General features: G+C 49.0%; 6 protein-coding genes. All 6 read left to right on the top strand.

Annotation, left to right across the window (positions count from 1 at the left end):
* The first annotated feature begins 824 nt into the window (after positions 1-824).
* The 6 genes from PCH02S_RS31990 to PCH02S_RS31965 all read left to right on the top strand — a co-directional run bounded on the left by PCH02S_RS31990 (position 825) and on the right by PCH02S_RS31965 (position 19,562).
* The gene (locus PCH02S_RS31990) at positions 825-1,058 is read left to right on the top strand and encodes a hypothetical protein (protein WP_127458158.1); all 234 of its coding nucleotides are present in this window, start codon (positions 825-827) and stop codon (positions 1,056-1,058) included.
* A 104-nt stretch (positions 1,059-1,162) separates the two neighbouring features.
* The gene (pbfA, locus tag PCH02S_RS31985) at positions 1,163-2,527 is read left to right on the top strand and encodes a (R)-1-hydroxy-2-aminoethylphosphonate ammonia-lyase (protein WP_127458157.1); all 1,365 of its coding nucleotides are present in this window, start codon (positions 1,163-1,165) and stop codon (positions 2,525-2,527) included.
* Between the two features lie 178 nt (positions 2,528-2,705).
* Positions 2,706-3,320, top strand: a complete 615-nt coding sequence (locus tag PCH02S_RS31980) for a flavin reductase family protein (protein ID WP_127458156.1) — start codon at positions 2,706-2,708, stop codon at positions 3,318-3,320.
* 96 nt (positions 3,321-3,416) lie between these two features.
* Complete coding sequence (locus PCH02S_RS31975) at positions 3,417-7,859, top strand: AAA family ATPase (RefSeq protein ID WP_127458155.1); 4,443 nt, start codon at positions 3,417-3,419, stop codon at positions 7,857-7,859.
* A gap of 202 nt (positions 7,860-8,061) precedes the next feature.
* A complete protein-coding gene (locus PCH02S_RS31970) occupies positions 8,062-13,155 on the top strand; it encodes an Ig-like domain repeat protein (RefSeq protein ID WP_164819821.1) in 5,094 nt (1,697 codons plus the stop codon).
* Between the two features lie 11 nt (positions 13,156-13,166).
* Entirely contained in the window at positions 13,167-19,562 is a 6,396-nt protein-coding gene (locus tag PCH02S_RS31965; protein ID WP_127458153.1) for an S-layer homology domain-containing protein, read from the top strand.
* Positions 19,563-19,665 lie beyond the last annotated feature (103 nt).

The raw sequence follows: 19,665 nt of genomic DNA, 5'->3' as shown, positions 1-19,665 counted from the left end.
CTCGCCTCGCACCGAGTAACCATAGTGCTCAGCACGCTCGCCTCGCACCGAGTAACCATAGTGCTCAGCACGCTCGCCTCGCGTCAAGTGACCAATCGCTTCGCCTCACCGCTTCACGCCACAGCCACGCGCTCCCAGTTCTATTGCACTTTATACAACATAGAACTGCTTTAAACCCCATCACCCCGATCTTAATTGCACTAAGTGCAATGAATTCAATCAAAACAGCGTGAAAACCGCCTTTTTCTGCCCTTTACATTGTACTATGTACAACGTAAAAGCCGGCGGCGGCCGATCTGAGGCCTCTATGTTGCACAAAGTGCAGCATTCAAACCACGCCGCCTCACCGCTTCACGCCACAGCCACTTGCTCCCAGTTCTATTGCACTTTATACAACATAGAACTCCTTTAAACCCCATCACCCCGATCTTCATTGCACAAAGTGCAATGAATTCAATCAAAATAGTGTGAAAACCGCCTTTTTCTGCCCTTTACGTTGTAGTTTGTACAACGTAGAAGCCAGCGTTGGCCGATCTGAGGCCTATATGTTGCACAAAGTGCAGCATTCAAACCACGCCGCCTCACCGCTTCACGCCACAGCCACTCGCTCCCAGTTCTATTGCACTTTATACAACATAGAACTGCTTAAAACCCCATCACCCCGATCTTCATTGCACTAAGTGACACTAAGTGCAATGAATTCAATCAAAACAGCGTGAAAACCGCCTTTTTCTGCCCTTTACGTTGTAGTTTGTACAACGTAGAAGCCAGCGTTGGCCGATCTGAGGCCTCTATGTTGCACAAAGTGCAGCATAGAGAAGGCAATGGCCGTTACTTGGCTTTGGCGTTTGCGTTGGCGTTTGCGTTGGCGTTGGCATTGGCATTGGATCTCATCCAATGCCTCGCATATCCTACAACGCGTCCGTGCCGCGCAAATTCACTTCGCTCTACCCAACGAAGTCGTTGATCTCTTGCCAGTTGCTGGAGTAACCGGAATTTCTACCGTTAAACATGCCGAGGAGCATGGCATAGACCTGTTAACAATCAAAAACAAATAAAAACAAATTAAACGCACAAAATTAAACTGCATTTAACATTATGATGACAAACCCAGTGTAAGATGTCCATATAGAAACAACCAAATCCAACTAGAGGTGAACATATGCCAACCAAACAAGAGCAGCAAGCATTCATGAAAACGGAAGGCGATATTAATTTAACGGAAGCAAGGAGTGAATGGTGGGCCGCTCAAATTGATGAAGCAGCACGAGCTCATTTGCAAGAGGATGAGGATGTCTTTTTACACCAAACGTTGTCTACACCTTGTCTGAATGTACTCTCCTCCTGTGAAGGAATTTATGTCGAAGATAGCCAAGGCCGCAGAATCATGGACTTCCATGGCAATAACGTGCATCAGCTTGGTTTCGGCCATCCGGCTGTTATTGAAGCCGTGAAGCAGCAGTTGGACCAGCTATCCTTCTGTACGAGAAGATATACGAATTTGCCTGCCATCGAGCTTGCTAATAAATTAGTAGCTTTAACAGACGGAGCCCTGCAACGAGTTCTCTTCGCGCCAGGAGCGACATCCGCGATCGGCATGGCGCTTAAGCTTGCGCGCGCAGTAACCGGCAAATACAAAACATTGTCGATGTGGGGAGCGTTTCACGGAGCATCGCTGGATGCAATATCCGTAGGCGGTGAAGGAGCTTTCCGCCGTGGCTTAGGTCCGCTGCTTCCAGGCGCTGAGCATGTGATCCCTTTTAACTCGTACCGGTGTGTGTTTGACTGTCAGGATGAAGCGCACTCCCTATGCTTGAAGCCTATAGCGTATGTCCTCGAACAAGACGGAGAGATTGGTGCCGTTGTCATCGAAACCATTCGAAATACGGATGTGCAGATTCCGCCTGTCGCATACTATAAAAAGCTTCGTGAGCTCTGCGACCGCTATGGCGCTTTGTTGATCGTTGATGAGACGGCAACGGCTTTTGGCCGCACAGGGAAAATGTTCGCTTACCAGCATTACGGGATCGAACCCGACATGATGGTGCTGGGCAAAGGCTTGGGCGGCGGCGTATTCCCGATGGCGGCTTTACTCGTGAAGGAAGAATTGAACAAAGCACAGCAAATGTCGATCGGGCATTACACGCATGAGAAATCGCCGGTAGGAGCTGCTGCCGGTCTGGCGACGATCCGAGTCATCGAGGAAGAGAACTTGCTGGAGCATGCGAGCCGTATGGCCGAGCTTATGGCGAAGCGTTTGAAAAGCATGATGGAGACGTATCCTCTTATTGGAGACATTCGTCAAATCGGTTTGCTTGTTGCTGTCGAGCTCGTAACCGATCGTGTGAGTAAGGAACCTGCCGTACAAGAGGCCGAGCGCGTCATGTATAGCTGCTTGGGCAGAGGGCTTAATTTCAAAGTGTCCAAGGGAAATGTTCTGACGCTATCACCTCCTTTGATCATTACGGAAGATCAGCTCAATGAAGCCCTGGATATTCTGGAAAAAAGCATCGCCGAACTTGCATAATCTCATCTAAATGCACATCAAGCATAGCGACTCATCGCTATGCTTTTTTGCCCGGTTTCGAAATCTTGCTGTCATCTTCGAACCGTCTTATTTTTGCGCAATCCTTTTGCTACAATGAGGTCCTGGCGCCTTTGCCGGTTTACGCAAATTAAGAAATGTCAAAGGAGATAGATAAGCGTTGCATACCGTAATTGATCCGAAAATTATGTACTTTGGCACATCGGTTATTCTAATTAGCACTTTAAATCAGGACGGTACTTCTAATCTGGCTCCAATGTCATCTGGCTGGTGGTTAAATCAGTCTTGCATGTTAGGGATGAGCAGCAGGTCGCAAACCGTCGAAAACCTGATTCGCACGCAACAATGTGTGTTGAATTTGCCATCGATCGATCTTATACCCGCCATTGAACAATTGACGTTGCTAACGGGCAGCAATCCGGTTCCCGAAAGTAAGGCTGAGCGCGGTTATCGGTATGAAGGAGATAAGTTCGGCATTGCTGGATTGACACCGGTGCCCTCACATCAGGTCGGGGCTCCACGGGTTCTGGAATGTCCTGTTCAGCTGGAGGCGATGCTGCAAGCTGTACATCCGTTTGAGCAGCCTAGCTCTCTGGTTGCCATGGAGGTGCGCATTGTCCGGGTTCACATCGATGAACAACTGCAGGTGGAAGGCCATCCCAATTATATCGACCCGGCACGGTGGAAGCCGATGATCATGAATTTTTGCGAATATTTCGGTTTAGGCGAGCAGTTGTCTACATCCAGATTAGCACCAGTATTTGGACCCAAGTAGGCGATTCGAGGAATCTGATTGCTTTGGCAGGGGGGGAAATCATATAATTTGCTTATAAAAAACAACTTGTTATGGATACGCACAGGGGAGGCAGTAATGGTAACGAATAACAGGCTGAACGTCCCTCTTCATAAATATTGGCAAGAGCAGCAAGGAGAAATATCTGTTTTTTTGTCTATCGCAGAAGGCATCACGGAAGAGGTTATGGCTTTGCACAACGCAGACCATGTTCATCGCCGCTTGAGCCCGGAAACGATATTAATTGAAGACTCACTCAGGATCACTCTGAGCAGTGATGTGCCCGAAACATTCTGGGCGTATCGTGCGCCGGAACAGTCGGGTCGGCTGAAGCGGGACACGGATGCACGCACGGACTTGTATGCCCTAGGGGTAATCTACTACGAGCTTCTGGTGGGAGAGCTTCCGTATCAAGCGGATGAGCCGACGGAATGGATTTATGCTCATTTGGCTAAACGCCCCCCGCATCCCAGTGAGGTAAATCACCGCATACCGCAGCAGATCGGCGACATCATCATCAAGCTGATGGCCAAAGCACCTGAAGAACGGTATCAGAGTGCTTATGGTCTTTTATATGATCTGAAAACATGTAGAAGTGAATGGGAACATAATGGCGTTATTGGAGCATTTGCACTGGGAAGCAAGGACTTTGCAGGCCTTTTGCGAATGCCAATTTTTCTGAGCAGACGAGATCAGGAAATGACGCTCTTAACTGACGCTTATGCTGAAAGCTTGAACGGGAAGACGGCGTTTGCTGTCGTTAGCGGAGGCGCAGGCGTCGGGAAGACGACGCTTATTCGTGAATGGTACAGATCGCAGCAGCAAGAGAGAGGTTATTTTATTTCGGGGAAAGCGGATCCGCTCATTAGGGAAGTCCCGTATGCACCGCTGACTCAAGCCTTTCAAGAACTCATTCATCGGCTCCTTTCAGGGAGTGCGGAACAGTTATCACGGTGGAAAGACAAGCTGACTACGGCACTTGGTGATCATGCAGGCATTGTGGCAGAGATTATTCCGAACATGCACCTGATTATCGGCGAGCAGCCGGATGCCGAGACATTGCCGTGGGCAGAGTCTAGAAACCGGCTTCATTTTGCTTTTCAAGTGATGATTCGTACGTTTGCTGGGAAAAGATCACCTTTTATTTTGTTTCTTGATGATGCGCATTGGGCCGATGCAGCTACGTTGGATTTTATTCGCAGCATGTCAGAAAGTCGGGATCTAGGGTATTTCTTATGTATACTCGCTTATCGTGACAAAGACATGCAGCCTGGACATTGGTTAAGTCATCAGCATCGGGCGGAATTTGACCATCGGCGGATTATGCTTTCTTCCTTAACGTTACTCGAAACAGAGCAGTTTCTGCGCCAAACGTTACAGTTGGAAGCGTCCAAGGGGCGGTCGCTGGCTGAAGCGATTTTCCAGAAGACTGCCGGCAATCCCCTGTATATGAAGCAATTCGTACAGACGCTCTATGCTCAAAAATGGCTGCGTTTTGATACGCGTACAGAAACTTGGCTGTGGGATACAGACGAAATCCACAAACAGGATTCGCTTGACGATGTTTGGGACTTGATGCTGGACAAGCTTCCCAATCAAGCGGGATCTGTGCTGCGCATGGCCGCGTGTATTGGCCATTCGTTTGATTTGCACACGCTGGCTGCTATTTGTCTGCAATCTCCCGAGCAAGTCATGGAACAATTGGAGCCTGCGCTGACGGAAGGATTAGTTCTTCCCGACAGAGAACGTGAAAGGTGGCATCGGCTGAATAGGGCTGCGGACTTCTCGTTACTGGACTCGGCAGATCCGAATGTATGGTTCGTATTTATTCACGATACGATTAGGCAGGCTGCCTATGATGCCGTAACGGCCGAAGAGAAAGAGAAAATTCACGTGGGAATTGGACGGTATCAATGGGGACTTCAATTGAATGACAAGCCGGATGACCCCATGTATACGGCGTTAAATCATTTTATGCTTGGGCAAAATCAATTGACGGACCGTGAGGAAAAACGACTTGTCGCCGAAATGGCGCTGCAGGCAAGCCGTAAAGCTAGAAAGTCGGCAGCGTACTTGTCAGCAGTGACGTATCTTACGTTTGGTACGGGGCTTCTAACCGAAATGGATTGGGAGGAGCATCATGCGTTAACTTATGACCTGTATATGGAACGCATGCAAGCAGAGGTGTTATGCGGTCACTTGGAAACAGGGGAGCTGATATTCGAGCAGCTCGTGGCCCACTCGCATACCCGTTTGGAGGAGCTGCGGACTTATGCGGTGAAACTGGAGCTTGATATCAATCGCGGGAATGCCAGAGAAGCTTTCCATGTTGGTGTGCAGCTGCTGAGCAGATTAGGCATAGAGCTTCCAAAACAAGTTGGGGCTGACAGGCGCCAAAAGGAACTGAGTCAAACGCGCAGATTGCTTCGCGAAGGAATAGCGAAAAAGCTGGATGCTGAACGTAGAGAGGAAACGTCACCGCTCCAATTGGCCATCCTGCAGCTGCTGCCGCTCGTGGCGCGAGCTTCCTCTTTCGTGGATATGAATCTATTCGTCGTGATCATTTGCCGAAGTATACGTCTGATGCTTGAACACCACGCGGCGAACCGATTTCCGGAAATCATTGCGATTTTTGCCTCGTATATTTCCAGTGAGGAAGGAAGACACAAGGAAGGATGCGAGCTTTCGGAAGCGGCACGGGATCTGGGGGATGCCACTCATTCGCCCGTGAAGGCGAAGCTTGCGTTTATTTATGCGTTATCCCACTTCTGGCGCATGAGCGCTCAGGAAACGTGGCCGTTATTTAAAGAAGCGCATCGGCTTAGTCTTGCTAGCGGCGATATGTATTATGCCGGTTTTTCGCTTCGCGGCATGAATTTCAGCTTGTTTTTCGGTGGACATCTGGAAGAACTGCACGAATTTTGCCAAGTCCAAGGCGGGGCTTTTTATAAAAAAGATCCTTTCCTCATGAAATCGTTCACGTTATATCAGCAGTTTGCCAAATGCCTAAAGGGAGAGACGGCAGATCGTCTTACGCTGAATGATGATGCGTTCGATGAGGAATCTTTTCTTCACTCGATGAGTCCTGCAGAGACTCGTATAGGACTTGTGTTTGAATATTATATTTGCAAAATTCAACTGCTGTACATATTCGGAAGCTATCAAGAAGCTGCAGAGCTTTGGGAACAGACGGAGCACAGCGAGCGATACTACAAATATCATTCGCATTTGCCTGAGGGCATGTTGTACGGCTTTTTAGCCATATCCGCGGTTTATCGTGACTTATCGACGACGCAGCAGGAGTCGGCGGACGGAAAGATGCGAAGTATGCTGGGGCAAATGCGAAAGTGGTCCGAATTAGGGCCCAGCCATTTCCTGCCTAAGATGTTACTGATGAAGGGGGAAGCCGCTCGTCTGAAAGGGAGATGGGAGCAAGCTTTAACCTGTTACGATGAGGCGATAGATGCGGCGCGTGAAAATGGATATACCCATCTGGAGGCCATTTCTTGCGAGCTTGCCGGTAAATTGCTTCTAGCCATCGGTAAAAAGAAGTTTGCCAAAACGTATCTATTGGATGCGTATCATGGTTTTAAGGTATGGGGGGCTAACGAAAAGTGCTTGCAGCTTCGCGAGCGGTTTTCCGATTTATTTGAACGGTCGAGTGAGGATGGACGAGTTTGGGAGCAAGATTTGAAGCTCACACGCGAGTCCGCGCAAACGGACTACAAGGATGGAAGCGAGGAGCCTTCCGTGGAAGTGGAACGGGATATGTTCAAGAAAGCGGCAGCCCGTCTAACGCAAGCATACGGTTTCGAACAGCTGCTCGGTCACTATTTAGTGACGCTCATGGAAAATGCCGGAGCAGCCAAAGGATTCTGGATCGTGAATAAAGCCGGCGATTTGTGGATCGAAGCCGAGCATGATATTAATCGCAACATATCCAAAAGCGGCCACTCTGCTTCGCTGGAAAGCTGCTTTGATTTACCGATTTCCGTGATTCGCTTCGTAGCCAGAACCAAGCAGCCGCTTGTTCTGGAGGATGCGCATCTGGACGACTTATTCGCGTGGGATCCGTACATTCGCAGCGTTCGCCCGCGATCGATGATTTGCTTGCCCGTTCAGCAGCTGGACCGACTAGCCGGAATCGTTTATTTGGAAAATGAGGCGGTAACCGGGGCGCAAGCCAGCCAACGTTTGGAGCTGATGCAGATGATGTCTGCTCAGCTAGCCGTGTTAAATCGCTTCGCTAGTGAGGGAACCGTTGTGAAAACGGAACCGCTTGTCATGGATACAGGAAAGCCGAAGCTGGATACCAGTCTGCTCACCCAGTCGCTGACCGAACGGGAGAAGGATGTCATGCAGCTGATGGTGAAAGGCTTATCGAATCCAGAGATTGCGCAAAGACTTGAACTGGCCGTAGGCACAGTCAAAAACATCACGTTGTCCATCTATGGCAAGCTGCAAGTGAATCGCCGCACACAGGCGGTTGCCAAGGCGAAGGATTGGAATATTTGGGAGTAACAAGAAAGTGGTAACTTATAAAAGAGCCAGGCAGATCTTATCTGCTTAGCTCTTTTTTTGTTTTTCAGCTAATTCCAACTAACGTTAGGACTTTTCTCATCTTTTATTTCGGGAAAATGACCTTTGGTACTATCGATATTTGTCGAAATTCGCGTAGAATGTGGGGGTTCCAATGAAGCAGGTTCGATTAAAAGGAGGCTTTATGAGAAAAATTTGGGGGCTCTTCACAAGCATGATGCTATTGGCAGGTGTCGTCTTACCCTATCCGATAACAGTAAAGGCGGCAACCGTAGCGCCTGCTGGGGCTGTCAAGCAGCCTACAGCTGCCACGATCAGTTCAATCGGAGCGACGGTTTCTCCGGTAAACGGCAAATATTTTTTTACAGCAGGACAGACGATCAAGATAAGTGTTCCCTTCGAATCGTCGAACCCCACTGTGAAATGCGATATGGAATCAACGATTCCCATTTCCATGAACGGTACGCAAGACTGGATCCGTTTGTACAATGCCGTGTTTGAGGGGTACTCCTCTCCGGTCTATGCCATAGGGATTACCGGGGATATGCCTTCGGGGCTTGTAGATTTTCAAAGAGGCCCGGATGGCTGCGGTCCTTCGGATGGCGTGAACATGCCAACGAATATGTGGAACGCAACCTCGAATGGGACGACTTATTTTACGGACGGCACGTCCATGAATAATGTGGCTTATTTCAAGAGCTTGATTCAGACGCCCATCTATATCGACAACGCGCAACCTACCATTACGTTCGGCAATCTGCCGGCAGATACGAACTATAAGAAAACATTAGGAATAACCGTAACCGCCAGTGACTTGCCTTTGAACGAAAACGTTAAGCTTACGTATACGTGGACGCAAAGCCAGACAGCACCCGCTTCGGCAGATATTAATACGGTTATCACGAGCGGTGCTGCAGCCGTTGATCCTGCAATACCTGGCATTTACTTTCTGCACGCCAAAGCGGTGGACGTTGTAGGTCATGAAGTGATTCAAACCAAAGGGCCTTTTTATTTGGATAATACCGTTCCAACCCTCACTTTCGGCAAGCAATCGGATGCCACATATAGAAAAAGCCATGGTGTGACAGTCACGACCTCCGATACGCCGGCAACAGCAAACACGAGTCTTTTCTACGTGTGGACACAGAGCGCAACGCCACCAGCGGCAGCAGGTATTTCCGGAAGTCTGATTAACGGGGCCGCCCCCATTGATCCGACGGGTACAGGCTCTTATTATTTGCATGCAAAAGCGGTGGACCTTGCAGCGAATACGGCCATAAAAACAGCGGGACCTTTTAATTATGATAATCAAGCGCCAACCATGAGCATGAATCCGACATCGGGAACAGCCAAGACGAGCCATACATTAACTTACACCGTTGCAGATCCACATTCCGGTGTGAAACAAGTCAACTACGAATGGTTCAAAGATGGGGTTTCTTACTCAACCGGGACAGGGAGCATTACCGGCGGTACGCTCAACGTACCGAACAGTGTGGAAGGAAGCTACAAGCTGAAGCTAACGGCAACGGACAATTTGAATAACGTTGGCACATTGGAAAGCTCCAATTTTATCATTGACAAGACAGCACCAAGCGTTAGCTTTACAGCGCAGGGCAATAGTGCGCCAGGAACTGCCCGCCAAGTAGGCGTTACGTTACTGGATTCGCAAGGTACGTTAGGGCAAGCCTTCTACTTGTGGGGAACCAGTGTAACGACACCTGCAGCGAATGATTCCGGTTGGCAGATGTTTTTTGATGGAACCGGCAGCAAAACAACGTTAACAACAACGCTCTCTTCGCCCGCAGGCGCTAACGGCACGCAATATCTGCATATCAAGACAATAGACAGTGCCGGCAACATTGGATATGCGAAAACAACGCAGGGCTTTGTTCTCGACAATACGAAACCTACAGTAACGTTTACGCTTCCAAGCACAGCAGCCTACAGTAAGACGCTGTCAACGGATTTGAATTTGACGGATAACATAACGACAAACCTGGCGAATTTTGTGATCAAATATGCAGTGTCAACGCAAGCAACAACGGATGGGAATGATTCGACATGGGCGACGTCTACGATTAGGACCCTCTCCATAACGAATCAAACCGGCACTTTTTATATTCATACCAAAGTTTATGACGAAGCCGGCAACTGGACGTTGGCAACCGGCGGGCCCTATAAGCTGGATAATGAAATGCCAACAGGTGCTGTAAGCATCCCGAAAAAATTCACGAACGTTACCACAGTGCCTATCCAGCTGAGTGCCACGGATTTGCAAGGTACGGTGGATAAGATGAGATTCGCCGTGGATAGCGGTGTATGGGGGAGTTGGGAGACGTTTACGACAGACAAAACGATCACAATCCCTGCCACACAAGGCACGCGAACGATAGCGGCTCAGTTTATGGATTCGGCGGGCAACATCTCAACGACATATTCGGATACGGTAACTTTTGATACGACGAAACCTGTATTGACGAATATTACATATAGCACAACCGCATGGACGAATCAGCCTGTTTCTGCGACATTGTCGGCCACCGATAATGTGACGCCATCTGCGGACATAACGGTAGATGGGCTTACAGGGTTAACCTATGTTTTTCAGGCCAATGGCACCTATACGTTCAATTTCCGAGATAAAGCCGGCAACGTGAATACGGCTGTAGCAACCGTAACCTGGATCGATAAGACCAAGCCGGTCATCACGTTGAGCACCAATGGATCATCCCAGCAGAAATCTGTGAGCACGATTGTTTATGCGACGGATTCGGGGGCTCCACAGAGTGAACTCACGTATGCGCATGCCTGGTCGACATCCAATACGACAGAACCAACAACGTGGACGCCACTCGGCGCAGACCATAAAGCGGATAAAAGTGAAGTGACCGGCACTTGGTATCTATGGGTGAAAGTAACGGATAAAGCGGGGAATGTGACAACGTTCTGCAGCAATCCGTTTCTGCTCGATAACACAAGTCCGATCGGTACGATATCCTACAAGCCTGCTGGCTTGACCGCCAATAATGTGACGGCGACGCTCACCACAAACGAACCTGTCGTCGTAACGAATACGGAGCTTGGGAAAAAAGAGCATGTATTTACAGATAACGGCCAGTTCCAGTTTGAATTTAAGGATGCAGCGGGGAATGTTGGGGTCGCAATGGCTGAGGTTGGGTGGATTGATCGCAGCTTGCCATCCTCCGAAGTCACACTTACGCCGAGCGGCTGGACGAACGGACCTGTTCGCGTCACGGTCGATGCGGCAGGAAGTCCTGAGCGTGAATTACTGGACTTGACGTTCACCGGTGAAGCGCAAGTCATCAGCCAGACGGTGACGAAAGTTGTTTATGAATTTACGACGAACGGATCTCTCCACTATAAAGTACGTAATGTGAGCACAGGCATCGTAAGCAATGATGAGGTCATCGTTGACAAAATCGATCAACAGCCACCGACGGGCGAGTTGGTCTACAGTACGGAAAGGCCGACAAATCAGGATGTTACTGTTACGTTGATCACCTATGATGACAATAACGGGACAGTTACGATTCTTAATAATGGCGGAAGCCCGTGGTATACCTTTACAGAGAACGGGCAATTCACATTTGATTACGAAGATGAGGCAGGCAACATCGGTCACCGGACAGCAGTGGTGAGCTGGATAGATAAAGAGGCGCCTCAGGCAGAACTCAGTTTCAGCAAATCTTCTTGGACCAAGGATAATGTTGATGTAGAAATTTCCTTCACGGATCAATCTCCAGTGACAGTAACGAACAATGGGGGCAGCAAACGGTATACGTTCACAGACAATGGTACATTCGTGTTTGAGTATCGCGATGCTGCAGGCAATGAAGGACAGACGGTCGCTTCAGTTACCTATATCGATCGAGAAGCTCCAGAGGCGATTATTACCTACAGCCATATAGGGTGGACGAATCAAGACGTCGTGGCAACGTTGACCGCTACAGATAACTCGGGCGTACCTGTACAGATGCTTAGTACGGGGAACAACACGCATACGTTTACGCAAAATGGGTCCTTTACTTTTGTGTTCCAAGACGTTGCTGGAAATCAGCGTGAGCTGGTCGCCACCGTTGATCGGATCGACAAGACGCCGCCTGTCGCTTCCATTCAATATTCGGAAACGACAAAGACAAGATCTGATGTGCGGGCAACCGTTCTAGCGAACGAACCCATCACCGTAATCGGCAATAATGGCAACACGGCTTATGATTTTACAAGCAATGGAACCTATTCATTCGTCGTTGTAGATCGGGCCGGCAATCAAGGTTTCGTTCAGGCGACGGTCAATTATATCGATCGAACACCACCCACACCGCGATTATCTTACAGTACGACAGCAGCTACAAAGGATGATGTCATCGTAACGGTAGATGCGGACGAGCCGTTTTATGTATTGAACAATAACCGTGCGAAGCAGGTTGTGTTTAAGGATAACGGTACGTTCACCTTCTATTTGCAGGACATTGTAGGAAATTTGACGGAGATTCAAGCTGCGGTAAATAACATCAATAAAACAAAGGCAAAAGTGACCTATACTTATAGTGAAACAGCACCAACGAAAAATAATGTAAATGTAACCATTACATCCGATCAAGCACTTACTTTCACAGGTATGAGTGGCAATGTAGTCACTTTTACGAGCAACGGCACACGTTGGATTGACGCTGTAGATACGCTGGGAAATAAATATGCGTTACGTATCGATGTAAGCAATATTGATCGCGAAGCACCGAAGTTTACCTTTATCGGCGGCGAGACCTTGCTGCTTGAAGTGGGAGCCGTGGTGAAACCACTGGCAGACGTCACAGCGACGGATAATGTAGACGGCGATATGACAGCAAAGATCAGCGTAACTCAAAATACGATCAATCCTCAAGTACCTGGTGAATATGCGGTCGTGTATAAAGTGAAAGATCGTGCAGGCAACGAAGCGGTAGTGACCCGGAAGGCGATTGTCATCGCACCGACGGAGTTCACCGTTTACGTCAATTCCGTGAAAGTGCAGGATACCGATGTGGTTGTATACGGCGATGCGATCCAACTATCGTTGTTCGGCATTCAAGGAGTGAGCTCGGTGAAATGGGCGAAAGGGCCGAAGAGCATCGGAGATTTCAAGGCAAATGCCAATCTGCTAACCAATGGAATTTTACCTATAACGGAATATGGCTATTACACGTTACTCATTCAAAATCAAGAACGTCAGTTGAAGCTCATTCGTGTGTATATTTTACCAAGACAAGCTTCTTAGGAGTGTGAGCAATGATCAAGGATCGATTTCAGATAGGCAAAAAAATAGCGCTCATTGGAGCCGCGTTTGTCCTGCTCTTTCCGATCGGAAGCGGGTTGGCGTTGGCCGCAGAAGATGAACTGACACCACTTACAGTTTCCAATACATTCATGGAAGTAAGCGTGAATAAAGAGACCGGAAGGTTCAGTGTCAATACCAAGCAAGGCTCCCCATTAAAAAGCGGCGACGATAACAAGGCGCTGCTTTTCAAGGAAAAGCTGCCAGAGACTTCTTTCACGACGTTTCGCATCAACGGGAAAGATTATATTTTCGGCAACGGATATGGCTTCCTGGGATCGAACGGAAGTTTTACCTCCTCCCCGGCAAATCAGGGGTTGACGAATAAGTCGGTATGGAACATCGAAGGTATGGATATTACGCAGACGCTAACACTCGTCGACGATCCGACGAATCCTAACGCAGGCAATATGAAAGTTTCGTATCAAGTGAAAAATAAAACCAGCCAGAATCAGAGTGTGGGCTCCCGGATTTTGCTGGATACGATGCTCGGACCGCAAGACGCTTCGCCCATTTCGGTAGCTGGTGGGAATACGTACATTTCCAACGAGAAGGTTATCACAGGGCAGCTCCCTTATTATTGGAGTGCGACGGATAATCCCATCAATCCAAAGGTGATGTCATACGGCTTTATGCAAGGCTGGGGAAATAAAGCCCCGAATCAGATGATTATTGCCCATTGGAATGGCATTTCCCAAACCAAATGGGACTATACCGTAAATCCGCTGCTCGATTTTACGAACAAGCAGAACGCTTACGGTTCTGCCGATAGTGCAGTCGCCCTTTATTGGGACCCGGCTAACATTGCCCCGGGTGGTGAGGCTGTATTCGAGACGTACTACGGTCTAGGCAGCTTTTTCACATCAAAGAAAGAAGCTACGTACCGGTTGCAAATTGGTGCGCCCAAGCAGCTGACGCTTAACGATAATCGTAACGGCTACAACGAAAATGAGTTTGAGATACGCGTTGATATTGATAATGCCATTGACCGTTCGGTGAATATGGAGGGCATTCAGGTCACTCTTGGCTTGCCTGATGAGCTGGAGCTCACACCCGGGCAGGGAATAACGAAAGTAGTAGGCCGTATGAAGGGCGGCGAGACTCAATCCGTTACATGGCGCGTAAAACCTAAAGTGCAGCTGGCGTATAAAGCAGCGCAATTTCAAGTTATCGCTCAAGCGGCAGGCGGAGAGGAAAGCATTCAGGCTTCTTATGTTGTTCTCCCTGCCTTAACGGGGGAAATCCCCAGCATGCAGCTGATGGAGGTTTTCCCGAGAAAACTGTACACGCTCGATGAGAAACCTGCGCTAACGCTGCAAGGAGCAGGGTTTGAAATTTTGAAAGGATCGTCAGGTTGGAACCTGGACGTTATCCGGGATCGCGATGGAGCAAGTGTAGCGATTCCTGCATCGGATGTATCCATACAAGATGATAAGCAAATTACGGCCAAGTTGAATTTAACCAGCGACCTGTGGAAGCAGCATAAGCTTGAAGTGGGATCCTATACGGTGAGGTTGACGGCAGGCAGCAAAGTATTTGAGAAAAAAATCGAGTTTACGTTGGATAAAAGCTTTAAATCGAAAGATTACGGTATTCTGCTGGTCGTTGGCGATAACATGACGCAAGAGACAGGGCAAACCTACAGTTTGCTGCCTGTGAAGAGTGAAACCGAGCTTGCGAATTATAAAATGGAGTTCGAACGCTCAGGCGGCCGCCAAGTTTCGCTGCTGGAAATTCGAGGTTCCATCCTGGCGAAAAACGGCGATGGCGGGAAAGTTGTCTATGAGATTGATAAAGGTTCGACGATCAACTCAGTCATTCATCACGACACAACAGATATGTTGACCGCTATCTTCGGAGAGGCCTCGCAAAAGATAACCATTCAGAAGAGCGCCAAAGATAGCACACACGCTCAGGACTATATTAATTTGAAAGGGAATGGGGCACTTTCGATCCCGAACTTCAAATTTGCCTATGGGCCTTTCAGCGTTGAGTTGGAGGACGGTAAAAAATACGCGCTGGAAGCCAAGGAAGATGAGCAGGAACAGAAGATTGAAATCAAGTGGGATGTATTAAAAGGTTTATCGATTATTCAACGACTTGCGTGGTTTCAACTTAATATCAAAAACGCTGTCATTGGAACAGAAAGCGTGTCCTTCGGTGGACGGCTTGCCTTGGATTTCGAGCCAGGCCCTAAGAAAGATACAGGGAAAGACGGGGACTCAGGCAATCCATCGAATCCACCGTCGAATCCACCGACAGATGTGACGGAGAATGTAGACGGCGAAGACGACGGGGCAGGCTCTGTATTGGTCTCCGTCGATTTGGATGAGGCCAAATTCGGTGTTCGGCAATTGGACAATGCCTTTGGGCCCGCGGGTAAATTCGGGTTTCTGGGATTGCGAGCCGAAGGGGAAGCGGGGCTGCCGAAAAATCTGGTCCCAGGACTTGATCTGGGGGTAGACGGTGTTGTTCGGGTAGATACGTTCGAGAAGAAATATGAAATTGAAGCCAATGTGCAATTTAAAGTGGTCGAGTTGAACGGAATGCTGACCATACGATTAACCGATACGAATTTCCCGATTATCGATAATTTCCGCTTCGTTGTCGGCGGGGAACCGGGTATTCCGCTCATTCCAATCGCTCCGGTTGCCTATATTACGAAGGGTGGAGGCGGAATTTATAACATCTACGATACGTTAATGGGCAATTATCAATTTCTGCCTCCACTAAAATTAGAAATGATTGGCGGCTTGAGCATCGCCAAAGTGTTTAAAGCGGATGATGCCACGGTAGGGCTATCGATGCGGGGGGTTGAATTCTCCGGCGCATTCGAGGTGCTCGGGATACAGCTCCTGGAAGAAGTATACGGAAGCGTACTGCTCAAGGACTCCTTCTCGCAGTTTGGCGTTGAACTCAAGGCTGGGGCCAAAATTAACATCAAAAACTTGCTCACCGGCGAAGTCTATGTGGTCTTCCGGTACGATCCGGAGCAGCATGGCAAGCTCGGACCTGTTTATTTGGCAGGCGGCGGCAATTTGCAGGTGAAGCTTCCGAGAGGTTTGGTGCTTGCAGCGGCCGAAGGCGAAATTAGCTCGGAGAAAGTGGCAGGAAACGTAGAATTTATTGGCATTCCTTGGGGCTTTGAGTATGAATGGGGCGACAAAAAGCCGTCCATCACGTTGGGCAAGCGTAATTTAATGAGCAGCAGAAGCTTAATGGTTGGAGAGGCGGCACCAAGCAATGAAGGAGCGGCTCCCGATCAGCCAGCTAAGAGCTTCATCGAACAGACGTATTATGATGAGTCAGGGAGTGTTTCCGGAACGATGAGCTTCGGAACAAACATGAAGCCCGTTGCCAGCTCAGGGCCAAGAAGTAATGTCCAACAGCAGCCAACGAGAAGATTGCTGAAAGCTGCCAGTCCGAATGTGTACTCCATTCCGGTATCTTCGGAGCAAGAGATGGCCTTACTGGACATTACGTACTCAGGGGATCCCGCTGAGCTTCAAGTCACGGATCCATCCGGCAATCCATACCCGCTTGTCTCCGGCGAAAATTACGACATTCAGGAAGTTCCTGCTGAAGAATCTGCTTCCGGAGAGCGTGAGCAAAGCGTTTTGATCTCGATGAAGCATCCCATGGCCGGGACTTGGCGTGTAACGACAGATCGTGAACTGGAGTGGACACTTGAAAATGTTACCGTACCTCCAACATTCACCACCGTCGATGTCCAACAACCGGATGCCACGAATCCGCAGCAGATATCGGTGAATTGGCAAAGTGATCATACGACGAATGAAAAGGTATCCTTATTCCTTAGCACTAACAATGAGAATGACCCTGGTAGTCTGCTTGTTCAAGACCTTGACGTTTCCGCAGGTTCTGCGCAAATCGTTTTGCCGAACTCGACGCCTACCGGTACGTATTATGTGAAGGCAGTTTTGTCACAGGGCGATTCGAATGTAACCAGCAAATACAGCAGCCAACCGCTGTACCTGGTGAATCCGCATCAACCGGCTTCTCCAGGTCAGGTTCACTTGCGCCCGGCAGGCAATGGACTGTTCGAGCTTTCCTGGAATGAGCAAGCGGTAGATGGATACACGGTACAAGTGTTGGACGAGAATGGGAAGGCTATACCTAGCTTGGGTGTCATTGAACTGGCTGGCGATGTTCACAAGGCGAATATCGGAGGGACATTGCGTAACGAAGCCGGTGAAAAAGTCGGTATGCTGCCAGGCTCCTCTTACAAAGTGTCCATCGGCGCTTACAAATTAGTTGACGGCGTCAAAGTCTACAGCGAGCCTGCGGTTACGGATGCGGTCCTTTTACCGGAACCACAACCTGCCCATATACAATTGTCGGTGTTTCATGCCAATCATGAGCCCATTACCAATACGTATTCGCAGGCTGGAACGACAACCTATATCACGAATGAAAATAGTACGCTCTTGCATATGCAAGCGGATCAAGCCGTATCATCCGACGTCATTGTAAATAACGTGAAGCAAGAAGGGCAATCAGGGGCCGATTGGGAACGATCCATTTCGTTAAATGAAGGGGAGAACGTCATCCAATTATTCTCGACGAATGCGCAAGGCGATATCACGGCTTCCAGCGTTCGTGTGATTTCGGATACGACTGTGCCTGATTTAAAAGTGGAAAGTGCACGCACCACGTCTGACCAGCAAGCGGTTATCGTGAAAGGGATGGCGGAGCCGGGCAGTACGGTAACGATAAATGAGGAGCCAATTGACGTTCAGACGAGTGGCGCCTTTGAGAAATCGATACCTATGGAGGGCTACTTGTCCAAGCCTATCGTTGTTACCGCGAAAGATATCGCAGGGAATGAAAACATGCTGAATGCCGAAGTTGTCAATAGTCAACTGAGCTCACTAACCAAAGTGGAGCTGCGTGCGAAAGAGGGACTGATGATTGACGGTGTGTTGCAGCTAGAAGCGGGCAGCGAACAGTCGTTGGAACTCATAGGGACAGATAAAGAAGGCAAATCGTTCAGCATTGATCCTAACAGTGTGAAGTGGAGCGTCCTCTTGGGGGATACGAATGGGGACATTTCAGAGCAGGGACGCTTGCAGGCTGAATATGAAGGCGATATGGTCATTAAAGCTTCCTATTCGGTGGCGGGAGATTTTGCTTTTGAGGATACGATGGCTGTAAAAGTAACCAAACCGCGTGGAGCGCCGGAGACTCCGCCTGTTCAATACGATGATTGGTACGTGCCGCCAACGTCCGGTGGGTCCGAGCATGGCGATGGCAATGGCAGTGGCAGCGAGTCCACAGATTCACCTGTAAAAGATACGCTGCAAAAAATTCTGCAAAGGTTGATTGAGCAAGAGCAGGGCGTTGATTACATTACGTCAGCCATTCTTACCAATAATCAGGAAAGTGTCGTTAAGATTCGCAATCGTGCCGTCATTCGCATACCGGCTCAGCCGCTTCAGGAAAGCGTTGGACTGGGCATTGGAGCCGTGCGGGATCCGAAGAAATATGAGGTGGGTCGTCTGAAAGTGATTGGCGACATTTATGAGTTTAAGTTCGATAAACCTACGGTGCTTCAAAAGCCGGCGGAACTGACTGTTCGCTATAGTCTGGAAGAACTTCAGGATCCAAGTCGAGCGGCGATATACTGGTATAATGAACAGACGCATAAGTGGGAATATGTCGGTGGTCGCGTAGACCCGGCAGCAGGCACGATAACCGCTTCGTTGCCGCATTTTAGCAAATATGCCTTAATGTATAACGGTGATTTGCCGGTGTTCGAGGATATGCCTGAAGCGCATTGGTCCCATGATATGGTGTACAGATTAGCTTCCATGGGTATAGTGAATGGCGTTCCTTCCGGTAATGGTTTAGCCTTTGAACCAGATCGTTCCATTACGCGGCAAGAGTTTGCCAAAATCGCCGTTGGTGCCGAGGGCGCAACGTCCGTCTCCACCTCACACGAGATCTCACCTGAGTTCGTGGATCAAGAGCTTGTCGCTGCGTGGGCTAAGCCTTATGTCACAGCGGCCATTGAACAAGGATGGCTCGGAGGCACGACGAAAGATGAGAAACGATATCTGGACCCTACGGTACCGATATCCAGAGCGGAGGCCATTGCGATCATCGGCCGCATGATGAAGGTGGATACAGATGCTGCGGGTGGTGCAGAGGATGCCTTCACCGATGCTGAAGCTATCCCCGGCTGGGCCAAGCCGTATGTGTCAATGCTTGTGAAGCTAGGTGTCATCAGCGGATACCCGGACGGCTCGCTTCATTCGGAGGCACAGATTACTAGAGAAGAGGCAGCCGCTATGATTAGCAAAATGCTGGATGCCAAGATAAGCAAATAAATACTTGGAAAAGACAACCCTTGTGGTTGTCTTTTGCTTTGAATGGATGGCGAAGAAAAAAATATTGGCTCTATTCAAACTAAGATGAGGTAGTGTACCATGG

Source organism: Paenibacillus chondroitinus NBRC 15376, assembly GCF_004000765.1.
GTDB classification, from domain to species: Bacteria; Bacillota; Bacilli; order Paenibacillales; family NBRC-103111; genus Paenibacillus_E; species Paenibacillus_E chondroitinus.
The sequence above is the reverse complement of the archived record's forward strand: the minus strand, read 5'-3'. Positions and strand labels throughout refer to the sequence as shown.